We start from the raw sequence: 21120 nt of genomic DNA on the forward strand, positions 1-21120 counted from the left end.
GCGGCGATGATAGCACAGACGCGACGCTGAACGATCGTGGAATCCGCTCACGCCGGCGACTTTTTCCTCAGCCCCCCCGGTTCGTCCTGGCCTTCAACGCCCGGAATTTTTTTGCGGGCGGACGCCGTCAGCGCGCGGCGCTCACCGTCATCCAGCTGGTGATAAAAAAAGCGCGCGGTGGCCTCGGCGACCTGCTGGCGTTCCTGATCGATAGTGACCAGATGATAACTTTCTTCCAGCTGGATAAAGGCGGTTTTACCGCCGTAATGGCGCTCAACGTAGCGTGAATTGGAGATATCCGTCACGTCATCCTCACGTGCGTGGATCAGCAGCGCCGGAACCCGGGTGGTGGGCATCACCTGTTTCGCCTCGCCGGCCAGCCGCAGCACTTCGCGCAGCATGATCCCGGGCGTATTGGTGTGGCCGGCCGCTGAACTGTCGCCGCTTTGTAATTTCATCTCGATGCGCTCCCGCAGCTGCGCGTTTTTAATGCCGTAGGGCGGCGCTTCCTGGAAGTGGTAGCGATTGCGAAACAGCGGAATCTTCAGCAGCAGCGGCAGCATAAATGAAAACCGGGAAACCGCCCAGCCGTTGCATTTTAGCGTTATCGCATAGAGGGCCAGCCCGCGTATTTCCGGAAAGTGATGGGCGAGAATGATCCCCATGGATGCGCCCGCCGACAGGCCACCGGCGAAAACCTGATAGCCCTCGCGGGCCAGCCGCTGATATTCCGCGGCAATCGCCCGCAGCCAGTCCCGCCTGTCAGACTGCAGCAGTGCCTTCATATCCGAGCAGTGGCCCGGGAGAACGGGGATGGAAACGGTAAATCCGTAGCGGTGCAAACGCATGCCGACGGAGTCCATCTCTTTTGGCGTACCGGTCAGACCGTGAATTAACAGCACGGCGATACGGCTTCCCCGGTGAAAAATAGCAGTGGTCATTGTGCAGTGATACTCCGTTAATTATCCGCCTGATAAAAGACTTTAAGCTGTCCGCTGGCCAGTAAACGCGGCCCGCAGGCAACGCTGAATTCCAGCAGGCTGAGGCCGGCAAGCTCCGTGGTGATGGCGACGCTGATGAGCAGCGTTTCCCCGATCCTTGCATCGCCTGAAACCTGGAAGTTATTCACCGATGCCAGCAGGGCGGTCGCGGAACCGCTGCCCGCCACAGCCTCTATTCCCTTGAGGGCGCAGGCTGCCTGTGCCGCCAGCTCGATGAAACCGCAGCGATCGAGCGTGCCGTCTTCGCTGAGTAGCAGATGCCGATCGTGCAGTTTTACAGAGGCCAGCACCTGCTGGCCCTGCACGCTGAGAACGTTGTCGATACAGCACATTCCCCCACGATGGGGGATCAGGGTGTGCGCCGGTAGTGGAAAGGTCATCCGTGTTCCTTTTAATCGTCATCAGATGGCCTGGGCCATCACGGTTTTAAAGATGAACGCCTGAAGCTCACCCAGCGTTTTGATGCTCACCAGTTCGGTATTTTTGCCGATATGGATACCAAAGCCTTTTTCAAACGCCACGACCATATCGACCGCATCCAGGCTGTCCAGCCCAAGATCCTCATACAGGCTCGCTTCGGGCAGCAGTTCTTCCTGTTCCAGCTCAAATTCCTCTGCCAGAATCTGCTTAACTTTTTCATTCAGTTCATGTTTATCCATCGTATTTTCCTCAATACCAGACTAGAAATAATGCCTCCGGGGCAGAACGGTATTATCGCTCCGGCTTGCCCCTGAGGCTGGATACCGGGGCCACACCGTTTGGCGACGAGCGCCATACAGGCGTGACGGTAACCGCCACGTTGACTAACGGCACGTTCTGACTCCGTCGAGTAGATTCTGGTGGCCCAGTAAGTAACCGCAGGCGAGAAAGGCGGAGATCGTTGCGCCGATGACGCCGGGGCCGGTAACGGCCTGGCCTGCCAGATACAGCCCGGCAACGCGGGTGACGGGTAGCGGATTAAACTGCGTCATATCATGCGCCACGCCGTACATCCCGCCGCCCGGCGAGTAGAGATACTTTTGCAATGTCACCGGGGTGGCGCCGTCCACCAGCCTCAGCCCGTCGATTTCCGGCACCGCCTTACGGAGTGAGGAAAAGAGCGCTTTCAGCCGCTGTTTTTTCAGCGCGCGGTAGGCTGCGGGACGCTTGCCGTTGCCGGTGCCGTAGAACGCCGAATATTCCGCCGCATCGCAGGGGATCGCCGCAACGTAATCACAGGTCGCGGGCGATCCCGCGTGCCGGTTTAGCACCGACGGCCCGGGTATGATGTAAAACGGCCCCTCATTGCCACGATGATGCGGCATAAAGGCCTGGCTGAGAGGGCGATCGTGACGGCAGTAAAGAACGTTACTTTTGTCCAGCAGCGTTGGGGGTTCAGATCCCCCGGAAAGATATAACAGGTGGGCTGACATCCCGTCATAAAGCTGATGCAGGCGGCCCATCGCCGCCGGACGCAGCGCTTTTTCCGGCAGCATCGACGGCAGAAAGCGGGGGTGCCCGGTATAAATGACCGCAGAACAGGCCAGCCGCTCCCCGTTGTCCAGTTCGACCTCACTCAGCGTGCCGTCGGATCGGCAGTGGATCTGCACCGCGCTACGGCTGCAATGCAGCGTCACGTCCTCTTCCGCCAGGCGCTGCTCGAAAGCGTTAACCAGCGACAGTCCCCCCTGAGTAAAAGTCCGCACGCCGTCAAAGTGGGTCCCGGCAACGCGTGCATGCTGCAGGAAGGAAACGCTGTCCGGAGAAACGCCGTGGTAGATGCAGGGAACGGCCAGCAGGGTCTGCAGCCAGGGATCGCGGGTATAGCCTGCGATGTAGTTTTGCAAAGAGACATGCCAGCGCGGGTCGGTCTCGTCCCGGCCGGGCAAACCCTGCAGCGAATGGAAGGAGGAAGAGTAATAGGCGGCTTTCACATCGGCCATATAGCGCTGAATTCCCTTCCTTTCTGCCGGAAAATCGGCGCACAGCCCGGCCAGCAGGCTGTCATAGTCGGCCGCCAGCGAAAATTCGCGACGATCGGAAAAGCGCACGGTTTCAAAGCGATGACGGTTGAACTCAACGCTGGGCAGGTCACGTATGCCGAGATAGCGCAGATAGGCGGTTAATACGCCGTTCTCCGACAGCTCGCCGACAAAATGGACGCCGCTGTCAAAGTACAGACGGCTTTTCAGAAAGCCCCGCATGGTAACGCCCGGCAGTTTGGCGCGTTCGACCAGCGAAACGCGGTAGCCGTGCATCGCGAGCAGCAGCGCTGAAGCCATGCCGGATGCGCCGGCGCCGATAACCACGGCTGAAGGTCGGATCGGGTTCATATTAAAAACCGATGACCAGGCTGGAGTTCGTTCCGCCGAAACCGGCCGAATTACACATCGCGCTGGTCAGCGGCTGTTGTCGGGTTTCAGTGATAATATCCAGCTGCGATGTGTCTTCATCCGGCCCGTCAAAATTGATGTTGGCCGCCATGAAATCGTTTCTGGCCATCAGGCAGCTGTACACCACCTGCGCGGCGCCGCTCATCCACAGCTCATGGCCGGTCATGGATTTAGTGGAGGACACCGGCACGCCCTGTGGCCCGAAAATATCGAGGATGTTACCGGCTTCCATCGCATCGCCAAGCGGGGTTGACGTGGCGTGCGCGCAAAGATAGGCGATATCCTGCGGCATCAGTCCGGCGTTTTTCAGCGCCATGCGCATAGCGCGCCCGAGGCCGGTGCGGCTGGGCGCCACGATATTTTCGCCATCGGAAGAAAACCCGTAGCCGAGGATCTCACCCCAGATGGGTGCCCGCCGCGCCACGGCGAGATCGTAACGTTCCAGCATCAGCGCCGCCGCGCCGCCGCCGGGGACCAGACCGTCGCGGCTTCTGGCAAAGGGGCGGCTGGCCGTCTGCGGCTGGTCAATGTGGGATGAAAACGCGCCCAGTCCGTCAAAGCTGCAGGTTGCCTGCCAGTTAATTTCCTGCGCACCACCACAAATCATGCGATCCTGGCGCCCAAGCATAATCAGGTCTGCAGCCTGGCCGACCGCGTGCCCGCTGCTGGCGCAGGCTCCGCTGATTGACCAGCTGGCACCCTGGGTGCCAAGGATAGCGTTGAGGTTAATAGTAGTGGTCGAGGTCATCGACTGGAACACCAGGCCACTGCCCAGCAGCGACGTGTCTTTGACTTCCAGCAGCCGGTTAGCCTGCTCAATACCGGTCAGTACGCTGGAATCACAGCCAAAAATAAGGCCGGTGCGGTCGTTGCGAATTTCCGCCGGCGACAGGCCAGAATCATACAGTGCACAGAATGCGGCTTCGGCCGCCCATTCCACAAAAAGCGGGGTGGTTTTACGCTGCTTGCGATTGAGCGGAAAGCGAGGGGTGAACGGTTTAATCGCGCCGGTGAGCGGTGAATTAAACCCTAACGTCTGGCGGACAGGATCGATGACGACACCAGAATGGCCGTAATATAACGCATCTGTGACCTCGCTGACCGACGTTCCAATGCTGGAAATAATACCCAAACCTGTAATAGCAACCCGGTGTAACATATCCTCTCCCTGTACGGATGATAGAATATTAATACGGGGCGGTAGCGCAACGTATTAATATAATCAGTGGGGTCCCTTTTTCCTGCGCGGGGGTAAGTTTTTCTTTGCAAGAGTTTTACTTTATCAACAGAATTCAGTCTCGGTGAATATTAAAAGATCTCTATTTAACTGTCGTTTAATGTCATTTATCATTGTGCCTTATTACCGTTTTGTCTTGATGGATTATGCTTTTTTGCATTCAGTGATTGATGTCGAGATTAATGATGATATTTAATTCTATTTCCGATAAATCTAATTAATGAATATCATTCTTTGAATGTAATAATTTTTTAATTTTAAATTTCGTTAACGTCAATATCACGTAACTTAGCCGATCTGACCCTGAATATGGAAAGAGAGGATAAAGATGAATTCGACTGCATCATCGCTTAATCAGACCGGTCGTGTTGCCCTGGTGACCGGAGCGAGCAGGGGAATAGGGGCTGCCATTGCCCGCAGGCTTGCCGGGGATGGATTTTCTCTGTGGCTGAACTATCGCCGCGAACAGGCTGCTGCCGAAGCGGTGCGCGAAGAGATCGTTGCCGCCGGGGGGCAGTGCCTGCTGTTGCCCTTTGACGTCACGGATGGTGCTCGCTGCCAGGCCGTACTGACGCCGCTGATCGCGCAGCTGGGGGCGCCCGCCGTGGTGGTGAATAATGCCGGTTTTGCCTGCGATAACGTGCTGGCGATGATGACCCGGGAGGAGTGGGATCGCGTGCTGCAGGTCCACCTGGGCGGTTTTTATAACGTCACCTCGGCGGTAGTGCCCGGCATGCAGCGCAGGCGCAGCGGGCGCATCATAACTATCGCCTCTACCGCCGGGCAAACCGGCGTGGCGGGCCAGGTTAACTATTCGGCGGCCAAGGCGGGGCTGATCGGGGCGACCCGTTCGCTGGCGGTTGAACTGGCGCGACGCAATATTCTGGTCAATGCGGTGGCGCCGGGTTTTATTACCACCGAGATGACCTCCGCGCTGCCGCTGGAAAGTCTCTCCAGCACGATCCCCCTTCGCCGCTTCGGTGAACCGGAGGAAGTGGCCTCGGTGGTCAGTTTCCTCGCCTCTGAAGGGGCCAGCTATATTACTGGCCAGGTGATTAGCGTTAACGGCGGGTTATTTACCGGCTGAGGAGCAGGAAGGGATCTGGCCCTGTTTCCAGCGCTGGCAGAACGCCGCGTAAAAGTCGGGCTGCCGGGCCAGATACTCTCCCGTTTTCAGCGTGAACATCTGCACGCTGAAGCCGGTGGCTACCGTCCTGTCCTGCGCATTGAGAATTTTATAGGCCATATTCATTCTCGCCGATTCGCACCAGTAAAGACGGGCAATAATCCGGCAGCGTTCAGCAAATGCCAGCGGATGATGGAAATTAACGAACAGCTGTTTCATCGGAGCCGGGACCTGCTGGTGATAGAGCGTCCGGTAGCCGATACCCAAGCGTTCGCCCAGCGCCACGCGGGCATCTTCGAAGTAGCTGGCATAGTGCCCGTGCCAGACGATTTCCAGCGCATCCACCTCGTCAAAACGCACCGTTCGTTCTACGGACAGCTCAATCGGAGGCGGGGCCGCGCTGCCGTCCAGGCAGGGCACTGGGGTGAAATAGGGATAACGCATCATTGCCATACCTCGGTGTGTTCCAGTTCGAAAACCATTGCCGAGCAGGCGACGTCATTGCTGGCGATCGTCGCCTGATATTCTCCGGTGCTGCGCCCGGGCTTAACGGAAACGGACACCGTTTCCCCGGGCTTGATGGCATGCAGGAATTTGCAGCGCTTAACGCGACAAAGCCGCGCACTTTTCCCCACGGCGGCGGTATATCGCGCCAGCATAATTTGCACGATACCCGGCAGCAGGGGGTTATCAGGAAAGTGGCCGTCAAAGCCGGAAAATTCAGGGGTAAACATAAAGTGGCACTGCATCGTATCCGGTTCGCCTTCCCGACAAATTAAATGCGGTGGGGTAACAACAAAGTGGGACAGTTCCTGGGATAAACCTGGCATTTTATTCTCCCTTTATGCACAGAAAATAAGTGCAAATGTTACCCATCGGAGAAACGATTGTTTGTCGTGAAATGGCGTGAACACGCGTTTTTGTGCGGAAAGGGGAGGGATAAGCGATCGGCAGGACCCGGGTGGAACCGGTCGACGGCTGGCCGCCGACCGGTTAAAACACGTCAGAACAGATCGACCCGCACGTCCAGGCCCGCGGTACGGCCATTATTCACCTGCGCATAGGCCGCGCCGTTCTGCACGATGCCGTAGGTGCGGTAGCGGCGATCCATCAGGTTATCGATATAGGCGGCAATATTCACCCGCTCGGTAGCCTGCCAGCCGAGGCGGATATCGGTGGTGGCATAGCTGCCCTGGCGCAGGGTGTTATCGCCGTCAAAATAGTGCTCACCCGCCAGATTCAGCGCCAGGCGCGGGGTCAGTGCTCCCCACGGCGTGTCGACGATGCCGTTCAGGCTGGTTCCGGCGCTGAAGCGCGGTACGAACGGGACGCGGTTATCGGCATACAGCTCGCTGTCGCCGGTAAACTCGGAACGCACCCAGTTGCCGTTCACATCCCATGACCACCCCGGTGTGAACGTCCAGCTGGCGCTGAGTTCTGCACCCGTGGCATCCGCTGCACCGGCGTTGCTCAGGCTCTGATAGCCCACCGGGCCAGAGTACAGCTGCAGATTTTTGGTGTGGGTGTAGAACAGTGCGCCCTGAACCCGCAGCGCGTCAGCTTCATAGCGGGTGCCGATTTCGTAGTTAATCGACTTCTCCGCATCGTAAGGTGCGGCGCTGACCATCGGCGTAGGCTGAATGCTGAACCCGGCCGGTTTGTAGCCCTGCGCCACGCGCACATAGCCGCGCAGCTCGGGCGTAAACTGCCAGCCCGCCGACAGCTGACCGAGCAGATTGTCGTCGCGGGTTTTCCCTTTGTCGCCCCAGCCGTAGCCCATACTGCTGCCGTTATAGTCGGTCTTGGATTTATCGTGGGAGTAGCGCAGCCCGCCGCCGAGGTCGAAACGATCGGTCAGGTGCCACGTCAGATCGCTGTACGCCGCCAGTGTTTCATTGGCGGTCCAGCCACGGGTGCTGCTGACCGGAATGCCGCTGTAAGTATAGGCGGAGTCCACCGTTTCACGGCTGTTCTGACGGTAAAGGCCAAACACCATATCCACCGGTGTGTTACCGCCAAAGGTGGCCGCGCGCAGCTCCTGAGTGTCCTGATTCCAGCGCTCCGGCAGGCTGGCGTTGTAAGCTGAATAGGGGAATTCACGCTGATAGTTTTGCTGCTGCCAGGCACCGATCAGGCTGAACAGCCAGCCGTCGGTGCGGTACTGGGTACTGAGCGACTGGCTGTGCGTGCAGCGGCGCAGATGGGGATCGCCACTGCCATCGCTGATTTCCAGCGTACGGCTTTTTTCATTATCGTAAGGCAGATAGGTGTCCTGCGTGGCGTGGGTGCACTCTTCGCTGACGGCGACGCTGGCTTCCCACGGCTGGTCATCCGGTGCCAGGCGCAGACGAAAATCACCCAGGTTGGTGCGGGCACCGCCCAGATTATCGCTGCCGGTCGCCGGGTTGGTCATCGACCCGTTATCCACCTGGCGCAGCAGGGTGGCGCTGCCGAACAGCATACCGGGAACCAGCGGGCCGCTCAGATTGACTTTGGTGTGATAGCCCTCGCGGCTGGCGATCCCGCCTTCCACATAGCCGTGCGGCGTGTCATCCGGTTTGCGGGTGACGATGTTGATAATCCCGCCCTGCGCGCTTTTACCGTACAGCGTCCCCTGCGGGCCGCGCAGCATCTCCACGCTTTCCACATCGCCCAGCGCCTGCATGGCGTAGGTCGACAGCTGCGGGACGCCGTCCACGTAAAAACTGACCGCCGGATTATAGAAGTCCTGCGCCGAAGAGATCCCACGCAGCGAAACCGACTGGAAAATCAGGCTGCCGCTGTTGCCCATCGTCAGGCCCGGCAGCACTTTCGGCAGCGCGTCGGTGCGGGTGACGTTCGCCTGGGCCAGCTCTTCTGCACCGACCTTCACCGAGGAAACGTTCTTCGCGGAGGCCGAATCCGGTGACTGTTTACTGGCATTGACCAGCATCGTATCGGACGGTGAGTTGCTGGCAACGTCGGCCAGGGCGACGGGGCTGAGCAGCAGGCTGCTGATGACCAGAGGGGTAAGGCGCAAGACAAGCATAGAGGCATCCCGGTGAATAAAGAAAAATGGAGCTTACGTGAGTGCGGGAGAAAAACGGTTGCACAGTCCGGACGAACATTGCACGATAAAGCTAAATAAAAATCATTATCACCCGGAGGGGCTTGTGTCCGACTCACAGCTGGCTAAACTGCCAACGTCGGGAATGCGGCGCTGGCAGCTGACGCCGAAGATCCGTTTAACCTCGGTGCAGGCCACGCTGGCCGACGATCTGGAACTGCGCGGGGAAGGCGATGCTCACCTGTCGCTGGTGATCATGTGCGAGGGGGCCGGATGGTTTCGCCTTAACCGGCAGGCGATCCAGCACTACTGCGCTGACAGCTTCTGGCTCTCCTGCGCCAGCGGCCGCTGCCAGGGCTATGATTTTTTTCCCCGGCATCACTTTTATCATCTGCTGATTGTTGATTTTTCGCCCGAGCTGTTGGCGCTTGTCGAGGAATGTGGCCTGCGGGTGCCCGGTGATGAGCCAAAGGTGTTTAGTGCATCGCTTTCCGAACCGCTGAAGGCGGCAATGCTGGACATACAGCAGGGATGGAACGAAGCCTCGCCGCTGGCGGCCCTGCATCTTGAGAGCCTGGCGCTGAATGCGCTGTGGCTGGCGCTGGGCCAGCTGCAAACGCAGCAGGAGGCGCGACCGCTGCCGGCGGCGTCCCGACTGCCGAGCCGCGAGCGCAAGCGGCTGATTGCGGCCCGCGAGCTGATCCGTCTGCAGGCCAGCGAACCGCTGTCGATTGAAGAAATGGCGCGCACCGCCGGGCTGAGCCTGATGGCGTTTAAGCGCGGCTTCCGCGCCATGTTTGGCATCACGCCATGGAACTACGTGATTGAGTGTCGGCTGAAGCTGGCGCAAAACCTGCTGGAAGAGAGCGCACTGCCGCTGAGTGATATCGCCCTGCGTTGCGGCTTCGCCCACGCCAGCCATCTGACGCGGTTCTTCCAGCGCCAGTATGGTCAGCCGCCGGGCCGCTATCGCAGCAGCAGCCAGCAGGTACGAATGGCGGGTTGAACCGCCGCAACGCTTTTGCCGTACGGGAGTCAAGATGAACAGCAACGTCAATCAACTGCAGCCCGCGTGGCTGCGTGCCGGAACCAATGCTGCCGGGGAACTACCGGACGATCGCCGCCGCGCCGCGCTGGCGGCATTTCTCGCCGAAAGCGAAAGTCTGGCTCCGCTGCTGATGCTGCACAGCCTGATGCGACTGGAGTTCTGCGCAGAGGAGCGCTGGCAGATAGCCGACCGGCGCCAGCAGCTGCGGCTTGCCCCCTGTTTCGACGATCTGCTGCGGCGCTGGCATTTGCATCTGCTGGATGAAGGCCTGCTGGACAGCCACGACGATGATGTCTGGACCCTGGCGCAGTGCGCGCCTGCAGAGCATCAGCTGGAACAGCGCATCGACGATGCCCGTCACCGCCTGCGCCAGCTGATGAACTGGCTGGATGATGCAACGCCGCTGGCGGACGCGCTGTTCAACCGTTCGCAGCAGATGGAAGAGTGGCTGCGCGCGCCATCGCTGGCACAGGATCGGCCGCCGGATCTGAATCTGCATCAGCTGCTGCATCTGCCGGGAATGATCGGCGACTATTTTGCCGGCATTGCCGTCAGCGTGCTGCCCCTGTTGCTGGATGAGGCACGGGGCAATGTTCCCAGCCTGCTGGCGCTGGGTCAGACACCACCGCGTCTTCAGGACTGCCTGACCCGCGTCGCCGCTGCGGTGGTGCCGCTGGACAGCGATCGTCCGCTGGCCGCCCAGCTGCCGGATGACAGCCTGCATGATGCGGTAGTGCTGAGCGATTTACTCAGCCAGCCGGATCCCGCGCGCCTGCTGACCGACCTGACGGCGAAACTGGTGCCTGGAGGGCTGCTGATGCTGTTGCAGAATACCGCAGAGCGGCCGCTGCACTGGGTGACACCAGCGGCGGTCCAGGCCCACGCGCGTGTCGGCCAGCTGGAAGCGCACTGCGAGCATCGCTGCCGACAGATGCTGGACGAGGCGGGGTTTTCGCTGCTGCAAAGCTGGCCGCAGGCAGACTCGCCGATGGCGTTCGCCGGACAGCGGCTAATTGTTGCCCGTTATGAGCCTTCTTCTTTTCGTTAGCTGCTGAGGTCTGAGATGTCTGAACCCGTTATTGATACCCGCGCCTGGCCGCTGGTGCATTATGTGATGCCCGAGCGCGTGGCCGATGAAGATGCGCCGCAGCACATTGCGGCCCTGCAGGCGGTGCTCGATCGCCAGCTGCCTTTCGTACTCATTTTCAGCGGCGTGGAGCTGCCGAAAGATTCCGCCCACTTCTTTCGCCTGTATAAAAAGTGGGGAAGCGAAACGCGCGCAGCCCAGCAGCGCTACTGTCGGGGTGCGGTTCGGGTGGAGCCGGACGAGGCAAAGCGACGCTCGCTGTGGCGCAAAGCGCTGCGCTACCTGACCACCCGCACCATTCCCTATCCCTACGAGGTTGTTGCCAGCGAGCAGCAGGCCGAACAGCAGGCGCAACGCTGGCTGCAGGATTTTAGTTAACCCCACTGCGGACATCTTATGACGGTTAAAACGATTTCACCGCTGCTGACGCTGCGGCGGCTTCTTGCTGCGGAAAAATCAACGCTACTGCTGGCGCTGGCGATTTCCGCCAGTAGCGTATTACTGGAACTGCTTCCCTGGTATCTGCTGTGGCGGGCGGTGGGCGTGGTGGAGCAGGGCGGTTTGCTGCTGCCGCTGGCCGGCTGGCTAGGGCTGGCGCTGGCAGGCAAATACCTGCTGGCATCGCTGGCGGGCTATTTCAGCCATCTGGCGGCGTTCCGCGTGCTGCACCACACCCGGCTACGTATTGCTCAGGCCCTGACCCGACTGCCGCTGATGCAGCTGGCCCCCTACAGCGCGGGTAGCCTGCGCAAGATCGTCATGAACGACGTGCAGCGGCTGGAGGACTTTGTTGCCCATCACACCGTCGATCTGATCTCTGCATTGTTCAGCCCGCTGATTGCCGCGCTGTTTCTGTTCTGGCTGGACTGGAAAATGGCGCTGGCGGCGCTGCTGACCGTGCCGCTGGCTATTATCGCCCAGCGGCTGTGCCTGCGTGGGATGGCCGAACGCACGCGAGATTATAACCTTGCCACCGAGCGTCTGAATTCGGCGATAGTCGAATACGTGCGCGGTATTCCGGTGATGAAGGCATTCAGCCAGGATGCGCGTTCTTTCCGCCTGCTGGACGATGCCCTGCGTGACTATCATCAGCTGGTGGTGCGCTTTACCCGTCGGGCGGTACCGGCCTGGTCATTGTTTGTGGTACTGCTGAACGCCAGCATCTTTATTCTGCTGCCGCTTGGGCTGTGGCGCGTCAGCCAGGGCACGCTGTCGGTGTCCGCGCTGCTGCTGATCCTGATGCTCGGCAGCGGGCTGCTCAAGCCGCTGCTGCGCGTGACCTTTTTCGGCTCGCTGATCCGCGAGCTGTTCGCCGGTCTGGGCCGCATGGCACCGTTTCTTGATGATGTCTCAGAGGGAACTTCTTTGTCCGTTGCTGAAGACGATCCGCTTCATCGCCGCCAGCCCGCTAACGTGGCTGGCGATGACGCCGCCGCTCCGGCAACCTTCGGTCGTTCTGGCTTCGTCGCCTCTACCGATCCAGCCGTCTCTCTCATTTCGCATAGTGACAGTAACCTGAGCGCCCGCAGCTTGAGCTTCAGCTATGAGCTGCGCACGGTGATTGATGCGCTGGATATGACGCTGCAACCCGGCGGTTTTTATGCGCTGGTCGGGCCATCCGGTGCCGGAAAATCGACCCTGGCCGGGCTGCTGTCCGGGATGCTGCCGCCGACGAGCGGAACGGTCACGCTCGGTGGCACGGCGCTGGCTGAGATGGATGATGGCACCCGCGCCTCACGGCTGGCGGTGGTCAGCCAGCAGGTGTTCCTGTTCAAAGGCACGCTGGCCGACAACCTGCGGCTGGCGCAGCCGCAGGCCAGCGATGAGCAGCTGTGGCAGGCACTGGATATTGCCCAGGGGCGCGCATTTGTGGAGGCATTACCGCAGGGGCTGGCGACAAAAATCGGTGAGGGCGGCGCACGGCTTTCCGGCGGCGAACGCCAGCGTATCGCCATCGCCCGCGCCCTGCTGGTGGAAACCCCGCTGCTGATCCTCGATGAGGCCACCGCCTTCGCCGATCTGCTCACCGAGGCCGCCTTCTATCGGGAACTACGCGAGCAACGCCCGGCCATGACCGTGCTGACCATCGCGCACCGGCTGTTCGCCGTTCAGCAGGCCGACTGCCTGCTGGTGATGGAAGCGGGGCGGTTAACCGGGCGCGGAACGCATCAGCAGCTGTTAAACGATCACCCGCTGTATCAGCAGATGTGGCACAGCCAGTCTCAGCTGGCGCAGTGGCAAATCCGCCGAGAGGAAGATATCGATGTCAATGCTTAGCCCGCTTCAGCGCAGCGCCGAAGGCCGCCGTCAGGTGCTGGCCGGAATGATCCTGCGGCTGATGGCCCAGCTGTGTACCGTTGCGCCGCTGTTTATTGCCTGGCTGGCGATCGGCGACATCACGCCGGGTGCGGAAAGCTGGTCGCACTGGCCGCTGCTGCTGGCGGCGCTGCTGGCCTGCCTGCTGATGCAGCTGTTGTGTTCACACTTTGGTCAGCTTTACTGTTTTGTTGGCAGCTACGAGGTGATGCAGCGCTACCGCGAGGCGGCGGCAGAACAGCTACGGCGGCTGCCGCTGGGCTATTTTCAGCGCCACCGGCTGGGGGCCACCACCCAGCTGATGACCGACCATATGATGCGTGTCGAGCAGATATTTTCTCATCTGCTGCCGGAAGTCGTGACCGGGATAGGCACCGCGCTGATTTTTGTCTTGATCCTGCTGACGATCAACGTGCCGTTAACGCTGGCGCTGATCGCCCCGCTGCCGCTGGCGATCGGGCTGCTGTGGGGCGGATCGCGTTTTTTACTGCGCGGCACGCATCGACAGAGCGAGCGGCTGCAGCGGGTGTCCGGGCTGCTGATTGAGTTTATCGGCGGGATTAAAACCCTGCGGCTGTTCCATCGTCACCATGGGATGCTGGCAAAGCTTGACGACGCGTTCGGTGAGATACGCCGTGCCAGCATGGGGCTGGAGGCCTGGGGAGCCGGAGCGGTACAGCTGTTCCGGTTGTTTACCGAGCTGGGACTGGTGGTGCTGTTTATCGTCGCGGGCGTGCTGCTGCAACAGCAGGCGCTGGATCCGCTGACCTGGCTGCTGTTTGTGCTGGTGTCGATCAAGGTGCTGGAGCCGCTGCTGGATGCTGCCGCTTACTTCACGTTGATGAACGTGATGCGCCAGTCGCAGCAGCGCCTGAACGCGCTGATGGCCGAGCCGGTGCTGAATGATGAGAACAGCGTGCCGCTGCCGGAAGATAATACGATCCGCTTTAGCGATGTGCATTTTAGCTACGATCGACAGCCGACGATCCGGGGCGTCTCTTTTACGGTGCCTGAAGGTAGCGTCACCGCGCTGGTTGGCCCGTCGGGCAGTGGTAAAAGCACGCTGCTGCACCTGCTGGGGCGTTTTTATCAGCCGCAGCGGGGAGAAATCTCGCTGGGCGGTGTGCCGCTGGAGCAGGTCGGCACCCGGGCACTGTATCAGCGCATTGGCTACGTCTTCCAGGATGTGCAGCTGTTTGATGGCACGGTGCTGGACAACGTCCGGCTTGGCCGGCCGGATGCCACGGAGGCCGACGTTATCGACGCCTGCCGCGAAGCCTGCTGCGACGAATTTATCCGCCAGCTGCCGCAGGGCTACCACACGCCGCTGGGAGAGGGCGCGCAGCGTTTGTCAGGCGGCGAACGGCAGCGCCTCTCCATTGCGCGGATGATGCTGAAGGATCCTCCGATTATTCTGCTGGATGAGGTGACCGCGCTGCTTGACTCGCTTTCGCAGGCGGATATCCAGCAGGCGCTGACCCGGCTGGCACGGGGGAGAACCGTGTTGATGATTGCTCATCGACTGCGCACCGTGGAGTTCGCCAGTCAGATTCTGGTACTGGAAAATGGCCGGATCGTTGAACGCGGAAATCATCGGCAGCTACTGGCGCAGGGCGGGATTTATCAGCGGCTATGGCAGGAGCAGTCGTGAACGGTAACCGTCAGGTGATGTGTAAAAAACGCGATTTTACGCACCAGAATGTTCTGTAAGCAGGCCGATTTCCTGCGGGCGCTGAGTCAGTGACTATACTGGTAGCTGTGAAAACCAACCGGAGGATAACGATGACCATTCATAAGAAAGGACAGGCGCACTGGGAAGGCGATATTAAGCGCGGTAAAGGCACCATCTCCACGGAGAGTGGGGCGCTGGATAATCAGCCCTATGGTTTTAATACCCGTTTCGAAGGCAAGCCCGGCACCAACCCCGAAGAGCTGGTCGGCGCCGCGCACGCGGCGTGCTTCTCAATGGCGCTGTCGCTGATGCTGGGCGAGGCCGGGTTTACGCCTGAGAGTATTGATACCGTGGCCGATGTTTCGCTGGATAAAGTTGACGGCGGCTTCGGCATTACCAAAGTGGCGCTGCAAAGTAAGGTTAAGCTGCCCGGTATCCCGAAGGATGAGTTCGATAAAATCATCCAGCAGGCCAAAGCGGGCTGCCCGATATCCAAGCTGCTGAGCACCGAAATTACCCTCGACTACCAGCTGGAAAACTAAGCGGTACGCGGCGTTGCTCCATAATTCGCCCACAGTGTTAAGAATGCGTAAGCCCGGAGAAAAAGATCCGCTAATCCGGCAGAATTAGGAGTCCGGGAGATAGGGAAGTGTTGACGGATGCCCGATATTGCTGGGTAACGACAGTAAGCAGGTCGTGAGCAAATAGAGGGCATTAAGATGAAAAAAACAACACTGGCACTGGTTCTGAGCGTTTTAACCGCAAGCAGCTTCTTTTCCACCTTCTCGCACGCTGACGGCCCGGGAAATGGTCCGGAACGTCAGTGGCATCAGCAGGGTGGGGGTCAGCCTGACCGGGGCGATCGTCACGATCGCAGCGATCGCGGCGGCCCGGATCGTCATGATAATCGTGGACCCGATCGCGACCGTCATGAACGCTTCCGCCCAGCCGAACGCGATCGTTTTGCCTGGAACGGCCACGACTTCCGCCGCGGGCACCCGCTGCCGCCGCACTTCCGCGGCAACGACTACCGGGTTGATGACTGGCATCGCCGCGGTCTTTATGAGCCACCGCGCGGCGCGTACTGGGGCTATATTGACGGCAACTACGTGCTGATTGCCGCCGCCACCGGGGTAATCACCTCGATTATTCTGGGCAGTGCGTTAGGCCACTGATAAGTGCATTCTGACCGGGGGCGCCCGCCGCCGGTTGTTTATCTTCCTGTGCATCACTTCGGTGACAAAAGACGTTTTTCCTTATCCCCAACCCCAGTCTTTCATCCCGTACCGACGACAAAAAAACGTCTGGCACACTTGATACAGCAACATGTTACCGGGTCATCTAATCCATATTTTTCAAAATGATGACTTGCATATCGTTTCATTCCTGTTTCCCGAGTCGGCCCGCAGAAAAGTCTCCCTTGAGGTGTTGTCAGCCGGTATTTGCTTACCTTACGATCCCTGTAGATGAAATTATCACCAACCGATAAAGGGACATGACATGGTTGAGCGCGTAGTTAAGTTGGAAAAAAACGCCGATACGCTGCGGCAGGATGTGACCACGGTGAAAGAGGACGTCACGGTCATTAAGGCGGATGTCACCACGTTAAAAGGCGAGGTCACGGTCATTAAGGCGGATACCACCACGTTAAAAGGCGAGGTCACGGTCATTAAGGCGGATACCACCACGTTAAAAGGCGAGGTCACGGTCATTAAGGCGGATGTCACCACGTTAAAAGGTGACATGACCTTAGTGAAGGGGGATGTAAAAGAGTTAAAGACGGACGTGACCGGGCTAAAAACGGATGTGGCCGTGCTGCAGACGGATATGACGGGTTTAAAGAAAGATGTTGGCGTACTACAGGCAGATATGACCGGATTAAAAACGGATGTCGCCGTGCTGAAGACGGATGTCACCGTGCTGCAAACGGATATGACCGGGCTGAAGAAAGATGTTGGCGTACTACAGGCAGATATGACCGGATTAAAAACGGATGTCGCCGTGCTGAAGACGGATGTCACCGTGCTGCAAACGGATATGACCGGGCTGAAGAAAGATGTTGGCGTACTGCAGGCGGATATGACCGGATTAAAAACGGATGTCGCCGTGCTGCAAACAGATATGACGGGCTTGAAGAAAGATGTTGGCGTATTGCAGGCAGATATGACCGGGCTAAAGACGGATGTGGCCGTGCTGAAGACGGATATGACGGGGCTGAAGAAAGACGTTGGTGTGTTGCAGGCGGATGTCACCGTGCTGCAGACGGATATGGTGGAGCTAAAATCGGATGTAGCGGTGATTAAATCCAACTACACCACCAAAGCGGATCTGCTGGGCCTGGAAAACAAGTTTGACATTAAATTTGAAGGGTTGCGCACCGAGCTTCACCGTTCGCTGGCGCTGCAAACCAAATGGGTCGTGGCTTCGCAGGCTGGCGTGCTTGGCCTGGGGCTGGGGTTGGCGAAGCTCCTGTTTTGATTTTAGTGAAAACAGAGCCAGAGATAAGCTTTCAACTCATTTTCTGCTTAACTTTTCCGGCCTTTAGCATATAGACGTCTGGACATGTAGCCATCAACTTATGTAGCATGCTGTCATTCGAAATTTGTTAACGGGAACAACCGAATGTCGCAGCAGGTAAAAATTCTGGACGGGGGCATGGGGCGTGAACTGGCACGCATCGGTGCACCTTTCCGCCAGCCGGAATGGTCTGCACTGGCGCTGTATGAAGCGCCGGAGCGCGTCCGTGAAGTCCACGACAGCTATATCGCCGCCGGGGCGGAAGCCATCACCACCAACAGCTACGCGGTTGTGCCGTTCCACATTGGCGACGAACGATTTGCCGCCGACGGCGCGCGCCTTGCCGCACTTGCCGGCCGGCTGGCCCGCGAAGCCGCCGATGCAGCGAATTCACCGGTACGCGTGGCCGGGAGCCTTCCTCCCGCGCTGGGCTCCTATCGCCCCGATCTGTTCAATGAACAGCAGGCGCAGGCGATCCACCGCGTGCTGGTTGCGGCTCAGGCACCCTACGTTGATTTCTGGCTGGGCGAAACCACCAGCTCGATCGCGGAGGCGGAATCCATTCATGCCGTGCTCGCCGGCCAGCCTCAGCCGCTGTGGCTTTCATTTACCCTGCAGGATGAGCCTGAACTGTACGATGCCGTCAGCACCCTGCGCTCCGGAGAGAGCGTGAGTGCGGCGGTGAGCCGGGCGATTGAGCTGGGCGTTGAAAACGTATTGTTTAACTGCAGCCACCCGGAAGTGATGTCTTCTGCGGTGAAGCAGGCTGCCGCCGTGCGCGACCGTCTGGGTGCAGATATCGGCATTGGCGTTTACGCTAACGCCTTCGACCACGGCAGTAACAGCGGTGGGGCCAACGAGGGGCTGAGCGATCTGCGTAAGGATACGCACCCCGAAGGCTACCTGAACTGGGCGCAGGAGTGGGTTGCAGCCGGGGCGACGCTGGTCGGCGGCTGTTGCGGTATCGGCCCCGAGCATATCGGGCGGCTGGCGGCAGCGCTGAAGTAGTCCCCGGCAACTGACAGACAGAACTAAAAAAACAAATTAAAACCAGGAAACACATCATGAATCGTCGCGACTTTATTAAAACCACCGGAGCGCTTTCGGTGGCTGCGGCCTGCGCCAGCTGGCCTTTTACGTCGGCAACGGCAGCAGAAGCGCCGTCCACCACGCCGAAAAAAGGCGGGCACCTGATTGTCGGGATGGATAATGCCTCCAGCACCGATCGTCTCGATCCGGCCTTCTGGTTCGAATCCTATATGTATTTCGTTGGCTCCCAGCTGTTTAACTGCCTGGCGGAAGTGGATGAAAACGGCAAGATTGTTCCGTCTCTGGCGGAAAGCTGGGAAACCAGTGACGGCAGCAAAACCTGGGTGCTCAACATTCGTCAGGGCGTGCAGTTCCACGATGGTCGAACGCTGACGGCGAAAGATGTGATTTACTCGCTCAACCACCACCGCGATGAGAAGTCCAGCTCGTCGGTGAAGGGATATCTCGATCCGGTGGTGTCGCTGGAAGCCACCACGCCGAACCAGGTGACGATCAAACTGAAAGAGCCGAACGTCGAGTTTATTGCGCTGCTCAGTGACGTTCATTTCGCTATCACCGCGGAAAACGAAAACTTCGATAAAGGCATCGGCACCGGCGCCTTTATTCTGGAAAGCTTCAAGCCGGGCGTGCGTACGCTGGTGAAGCGTAACCCGAACCACTGGAATCCGGCCCGCGGCCACGTGGACTCCGTGGAAACGCTGGCGATGAATGATTCCACCGCGCGCGTTGCGGCGCTGGCCAGCGGCTCGGCGCACATTATTAACCGCGTTAACCCGCGCATTGTCGACCGTCTGAAGAATATGCCGAATATCCAGCTGCAGCGCTCGCGCGACAGCCAGATCTTCACGTTCCCGGGGCTGGCTACGGCGGCACCGTTCAATACCCTCGACGGCCGTCTGGCGCTGAAATACGCCATCGACCGCGAACAGATCATCAAAACCGTGCTGGGCGGCTACGGCACCGTGGCTAACGACAATCCGATCTTCCCGTCCAGCCAGTATTTTGCGAAAGATATCCCCCAGCGCCCTTACGACCCGGAAAAGGCCAAATTCCACTGGCAGAAAACCGGCTTTTCCGGCCCGCTGGTGCTGTCGGTCGCCGAATCCGGCTTCCCGGGGGCGGTGGATGCCGGCCAGCTGTACCAGAACTCGGCCACCCGCGCCGGCATTCCGCTGAAGGTGGAGCGCGTGCCGGATGATGCCTTCTGGGATAACGTCTGGATGAAGAAGCCGTTTGTTTCGTCAAACTGGTCGCTGCGCCCGACGGCGGATGCGCTGCTGTCGCTGGTGTTTACCAGTAACGCGCCGTGGAATGAGTCACAGTGGAAAGAGCCTAAGTTTGACCAGCTGGTTAACGCTGCCCGTGGCGAGCAGGATGAGCAGAAACGCCGTCAGATTTACCACGACATTCAGCTGATGCTGGTGGAGCAGGGCAGCGAAATCATTCCGCTGTATGCCGATTCGCTGGATGCCAGCAGCAAAAAAATTAACGGGTTTGTCGCGATCCCGGGCTTCACCATGAGCGGCAACCGCGCTGCGGAAAAAGTGTGGTTCGCCTAACGGGCTTCCGGTTCAGCTTCAGGTTGCAGGATATCTTTTGAGTAATTTGCGTGAAACAAAGAGGAAGGGGCAGCTTCCTCTGTTAAAACTAATCGGGCTGCGCCTGCTGGCGGGCGCAGTGATGCTGCTGGTGGTGTCGGCGCTGATCTTTATCGGCATCCAGCTGCTGCCGGGCAACGCGGCGACGGCCATTCTTGGCCAGACCGCGACGCCGCAGGCGGTGGCGGCGCTCAATGAGCAGCTGGGCCTCGACCAGCCCGCGCTGAGCCGCTATCTGAGCTGGCTGGGCGGCGTGCTGCACGGCGATTTTGGCCACAGCTTTACCAGCCGCGAAGCGATCGCGCCGGTGCTGCTGGACCGGCTGGGCAACACGCTGTCGCTGGCCTTTTTCACCGCCATTGTGGCCGTGCCGCTGGCGCTGGTGATTGGCTTCCTTTCCGCGCGCTATCAGGGCAGCTGGCTGGATCGGCTGCTGAGCCTGTTTACCCGGGCTGCCGTATCGCTGCCGGAGTTCTTCTCCGGCTATCTGCTGATTCTGGTGTTTTCCATCACGCTGTTCTGGCTGCCCAGTAACAGCAGTATCTCCGACGATATGCCGCTCGGCGACCGGCTGCTGGCCATCGCTCTGCCGTGCATGACGCTGATTCTGGCGATCCTTGGCCATATGAGCAACATGACCCGCGCTGCGCTGGTCAGCGCGCAGAACGCCGCCTGGGTGGATACCGCGCTGATGAAGGGGCTGTCGCCTTCGGCGATCCTGTTCCGGCACGTGCTGCCGAACGCGTGGGGGCCGATTATTAACGTTATCGTGCTGAACCTTGCCTGGCTGATGGTCGGCGTGGTGATTGTTGAGAACGTGTTCGTTTATCCCGGCCTGGGGCAGTATATGGTCGACAGCATCAGCAAGCGCGATATCCCGGTGATTCAGGACTGCGCCCTGCTGCTGGCGGGGATCTATATTTTGCTGAATCTGCTGGCCGATGTCGTCGCGCTGCTGGCTAACCCGCGCCTGCGCCACAGCCGCTAAGCGGCGGGCATGATTTTTACCCTGGCGGTGCGGTGACGTGCGCATTGCCGGGACTGACCAGG

General features: G+C 59.5%; 20 protein-coding genes. 12 read left to right on the forward strand and 8 right to left on the reverse strand.

Annotated features, from left to right (window positions below; all coding sequences use genetic code 11):
* Positions 1-47: 47 nt before the first annotated feature.
* From PGH32_RS01635 to PGH32_RS01655, 5 genes are all read right to left on the reverse strand, one after another.
* Complete coding sequence (locus tag PGH32_RS01635) at positions 48-941, reverse strand: alpha/beta hydrolase (protein WP_337893013.1); 894 nt, start codon at positions 939-941, stop codon at positions 48-50.
* A gap of 17 nt (positions 942-958) precedes the next feature.
* Positions 959-1381 (reverse strand): hypothetical protein, encoded by a 423-nt coding sequence (locus tag PGH32_RS01640; protein ID WP_337893014.1) that lies wholly within the window; start codon positions 1379-1381, stop codon positions 959-961.
* Positions 1382-1402: 21 nt separating this feature from the next.
* Positions 1403-1660 (reverse strand): acyl carrier protein, encoded by a 258-nt coding sequence (locus PGH32_RS01645; RefSeq protein WP_314418334.1) that lies wholly within the window; start codon positions 1658-1660, stop codon positions 1403-1405.
* A gap of 144 nt (positions 1661-1804) precedes the next feature.
* Positions 1805-3313 (reverse strand): phytoene desaturase family protein, encoded by a 1509-nt coding sequence (locus PGH32_RS01650; RefSeq protein ID WP_337893015.1) that lies wholly within the window; start codon positions 3311-3313, stop codon positions 1805-1807.
* 1 nt (position 3314) lies between these two features.
* Complete coding sequence (locus PGH32_RS01655; RefSeq protein ID WP_314418330.1) at positions 3315-4532, reverse strand: beta-ketoacyl-[acyl-carrier-protein] synthase family protein; 1218 nt, start codon at positions 4530-4532, stop codon at positions 3315-3317.
* A 406-nt stretch (positions 4533-4938) separates the two neighbouring features.
* Here PGH32_RS01655 and fabG point away from each other — a divergent pair, with 406 nt between their 5' ends.
* The gene (fabG, locus tag PGH32_RS01660; RefSeq protein ID WP_337893016.1) at positions 4939-5697 is read left to right on the forward strand and encodes a 3-oxoacyl-ACP reductase FabG; all 759 of its coding nucleotides are present in this window, start codon (positions 4939-4941) and stop codon (positions 5695-5697) included.
* On the opposite strand, the gene PGH32_RS01665 is transcribed toward fabG, so the two are convergent.
* From PGH32_RS01665 to PGH32_RS01675, 3 genes are all read right to left on the reverse strand, one after another.
* Positions 5683-6189: an acyl-CoA thioesterase gene (locus PGH32_RS01665; protein WP_314418326.1), complete on the reverse strand. Its 507-nt coding sequence runs from the start codon at positions 6187-6189 to the stop codon at positions 5683-5685. The two genes, fabG and PGH32_RS01665, sit on opposite strands and share 15 nt — an antisense overlap.
* Positions 6180-6566: a hypothetical protein gene (locus PGH32_RS01670; RefSeq protein WP_314418325.1), complete on the reverse strand. Its 387-nt coding sequence runs from the start codon at positions 6564-6566 to the stop codon at positions 6180-6182. Before PGH32_RS01670 ends, PGH32_RS01665 begins: the two co-directional genes overlap by 10 nt.
* A gap of 173 nt (positions 6567-6739) precedes the next feature.
* On the reverse strand, positions 6740-8764 hold the full coding sequence (locus tag PGH32_RS01675) for a TonB-dependent siderophore receptor (protein ID WP_337893017.1): 2025 nt from the start codon (positions 8762-8764) through the stop codon (positions 6740-6742).
* A 124-nt stretch (positions 8765-8888) separates the two neighbouring features.
* Here PGH32_RS01675 and PGH32_RS01680 point away from each other — a divergent pair, with 124 nt between their 5' ends.
* The 11 genes from PGH32_RS01680 (at position 8889) to PGH32_RS01730 (ending at position 21058) form a co-directional block, all read left to right on the forward strand.
* Positions 8889-9788, forward strand: coding sequence for an AraC family transcriptional regulator (locus PGH32_RS01680; protein ID WP_314418321.1), 900 nt, complete (start codon positions 8889-8891; stop codon positions 9786-9788).
* A gap of 34 nt (positions 9789-9822) precedes the next feature.
* The gene (locus PGH32_RS01685) at positions 9823-10878 is read left to right on the forward strand and encodes a hypothetical protein (RefSeq protein ID WP_337893018.1); all 1056 of its coding nucleotides are present in this window, start codon (positions 9823-9825) and stop codon (positions 10876-10878) included.
* A 15-nt stretch (positions 10879-10893) separates the two neighbouring features.
* The gene (locus PGH32_RS01690) at positions 10894-11295 is read left to right on the forward strand and encodes a hypothetical protein (RefSeq protein ID WP_337893019.1); all 402 of its coding nucleotides are present in this window, start codon (positions 10894-10896) and stop codon (positions 11293-11295) included.
* An 18-nt stretch (positions 11296-11313) separates the two neighbouring features.
* The gene (locus tag PGH32_RS01695) at positions 11314-13194 is read left to right on the forward strand and encodes an ABC transporter ATP-binding protein (protein ID WP_337893020.1); all 1881 of its coding nucleotides are present in this window, start codon (positions 11314-11316) and stop codon (positions 13192-13194) included.
* A complete protein-coding gene (locus PGH32_RS01700; protein WP_337893021.1) occupies positions 13181-14884 on the forward strand; it encodes an ABC transporter ATP-binding protein in 1704 nt (567 codons plus the stop codon). The genes PGH32_RS01695 and PGH32_RS01700 overlap by 14 nt, the downstream gene beginning before the upstream one ends.
* Before the next feature lie 131 nt (positions 14885-15015).
* Positions 15016-15447 carry an OsmC family protein gene (locus tag PGH32_RS01705; protein ID WP_337893022.1) on the forward strand — a complete coding sequence of 144 codons (432 nt, stop codon included), beginning with the start codon at positions 15016-15018 and terminating at the stop codon, positions 15445-15447.
* Between the two features lie 177 nt (positions 15448-15624).
* Positions 15625-16080, forward strand: coding sequence for an RcnB family protein (locus PGH32_RS01710; protein ID WP_337893023.1), 456 nt, complete (start codon positions 15625-15627; stop codon positions 16078-16080).
* A 325-nt stretch (positions 16081-16405) separates the two neighbouring features.
* Positions 16406-17383 carry a hypothetical protein gene (locus PGH32_RS01715; protein ID WP_337893024.1) on the forward strand — a complete coding sequence of 326 codons (978 nt, stop codon included), beginning with the start codon at positions 16406-16408 and terminating at the stop codon, positions 17381-17383.
* 144 nt (positions 17384-17527) lie between these two features.
* Positions 17528-18430, forward strand: a complete 903-nt coding sequence (locus PGH32_RS01720; RefSeq protein WP_314418308.1) for a homocysteine S-methyltransferase family protein — start codon at positions 17528-17530, stop codon at positions 18428-18430.
* Positions 18431-18486: 56 nt separating this feature from the next.
* Positions 18487-20031, forward strand: a complete 1545-nt coding sequence (locus PGH32_RS01725; RefSeq protein WP_337893025.1) for an ABC transporter substrate-binding protein — start codon at positions 18487-18489, stop codon at positions 20029-20031.
* Between the two features lie 37 nt (positions 20032-20068).
* Positions 20069-21058 carry an ABC transporter permease gene (locus PGH32_RS01730; RefSeq protein ID WP_314418306.1) on the forward strand — a complete coding sequence of 330 codons (990 nt, stop codon included), beginning with the start codon at positions 20069-20071 and terminating at the stop codon, positions 21056-21058.
* The last annotated feature ends 62 nt before the right edge of the window (positions 21059-21120 follow it).

This window comes from Erwinia sp. SLM-02 (assembly GCF_037450285.1).
Lineage (GTDB): Bacteria > Pseudomonadota > Gammaproteobacteria > Enterobacterales > Enterobacteriaceae > Erwinia.

Coding starts and splice junctions, on each gene's coding strand:
- PGH32_RS01635 (WP_337893013.1), bottom strand. CDS start 941: ATGACCACTGCTATTTTTCACCGGGGAAGCCGTATCGCCGTGCTGTTA.
- PGH32_RS01640 (WP_337893014.1), bottom strand. CDS start 1,381: ATGACCTTTCCACTACCGGCGCACACCCTGATCCCCCATCGTGGGGGA.
- PGH32_RS01645 (WP_314418334.1), bottom strand. CDS start 1,660: ATGGATAAACATGAACTGAATGAAAAAGTTAAGCAGATTCTGGCAGAG.
- PGH32_RS01650 (WP_337893015.1), bottom strand. CDS start 3,313: ATGAACCCGATCCGACCTTCAGCCGTGGTTATCGGCGCCGGCGCATCC.
- PGH32_RS01655 (WP_314418330.1), bottom strand. CDS start 4,532: ATGTTACACCGGGTTGCTATTACAGGTTTGGGTATTATTTCCAGCATT.
- fabG (WP_337893016.1), top strand. CDS start 4,939: ATGAATTCGACTGCATCATCGCTTAATCAGACCGGTCGTGTTGCCCTG.
- PGH32_RS01665 (WP_314418326.1), bottom strand. CDS start 6,189: ATGGCAATGATGCGTTATCCCTATTTCACCCCAGTGCCCTGCCTGGAC.
- PGH32_RS01670 (WP_314418325.1), bottom strand. CDS start 6,566: ATGCCAGGTTTATCCCAGGAACTGTCCCACTTTGTTGTTACCCCACCG.
- PGH32_RS01675 (WP_337893017.1), bottom strand. CDS start 8,764: ATGCTTGTCTTGCGCCTTACCCCTCTGGTCATCAGCAGCCTGCTGCTC.
- PGH32_RS01685 (WP_337893018.1), top strand. CDS start 9,823: ATGAACAGCAACGTCAATCAACTGCAGCCCGCGTGGCTGCGTGCCGGA.
- PGH32_RS01690 (WP_337893019.1), top strand. CDS start 10,894: ATGTCTGAACCCGTTATTGATACCCGCGCCTGGCCGCTGGTGCATTAT.
- PGH32_RS01695 (WP_337893020.1), top strand. CDS start 11,314: ATGACGGTTAAAACGATTTCACCGCTGCTGACGCTGCGGCGGCTTCTT.
- PGH32_RS01700 (WP_337893021.1), top strand. CDS start 13,181: ATGTCAATGCTTAGCCCGCTTCAGCGCAGCGCCGAAGGCCGCCGTCAG.
- PGH32_RS01705 (WP_337893022.1), top strand. CDS start 15,016: ATGACCATTCATAAGAAAGGACAGGCGCACTGGGAAGGCGATATTAAG.
- PGH32_RS01710 (WP_337893023.1), top strand. CDS start 15,625: ATGAAAAAAACAACACTGGCACTGGTTCTGAGCGTTTTAACCGCAAGC.
- PGH32_RS01715 (WP_337893024.1), top strand. CDS start 16,406: ATGGTTGAGCGCGTAGTTAAGTTGGAAAAAAACGCCGATACGCTGCGG.
- PGH32_RS01720 (WP_314418308.1), top strand. CDS start 17,528: ATGTCGCAGCAGGTAAAAATTCTGGACGGGGGCATGGGGCGTGAACTG.
- PGH32_RS01725 (WP_337893025.1), top strand. CDS start 18,487: ATGAATCGTCGCGACTTTATTAAAACCACCGGAGCGCTTTCGGTGGCT.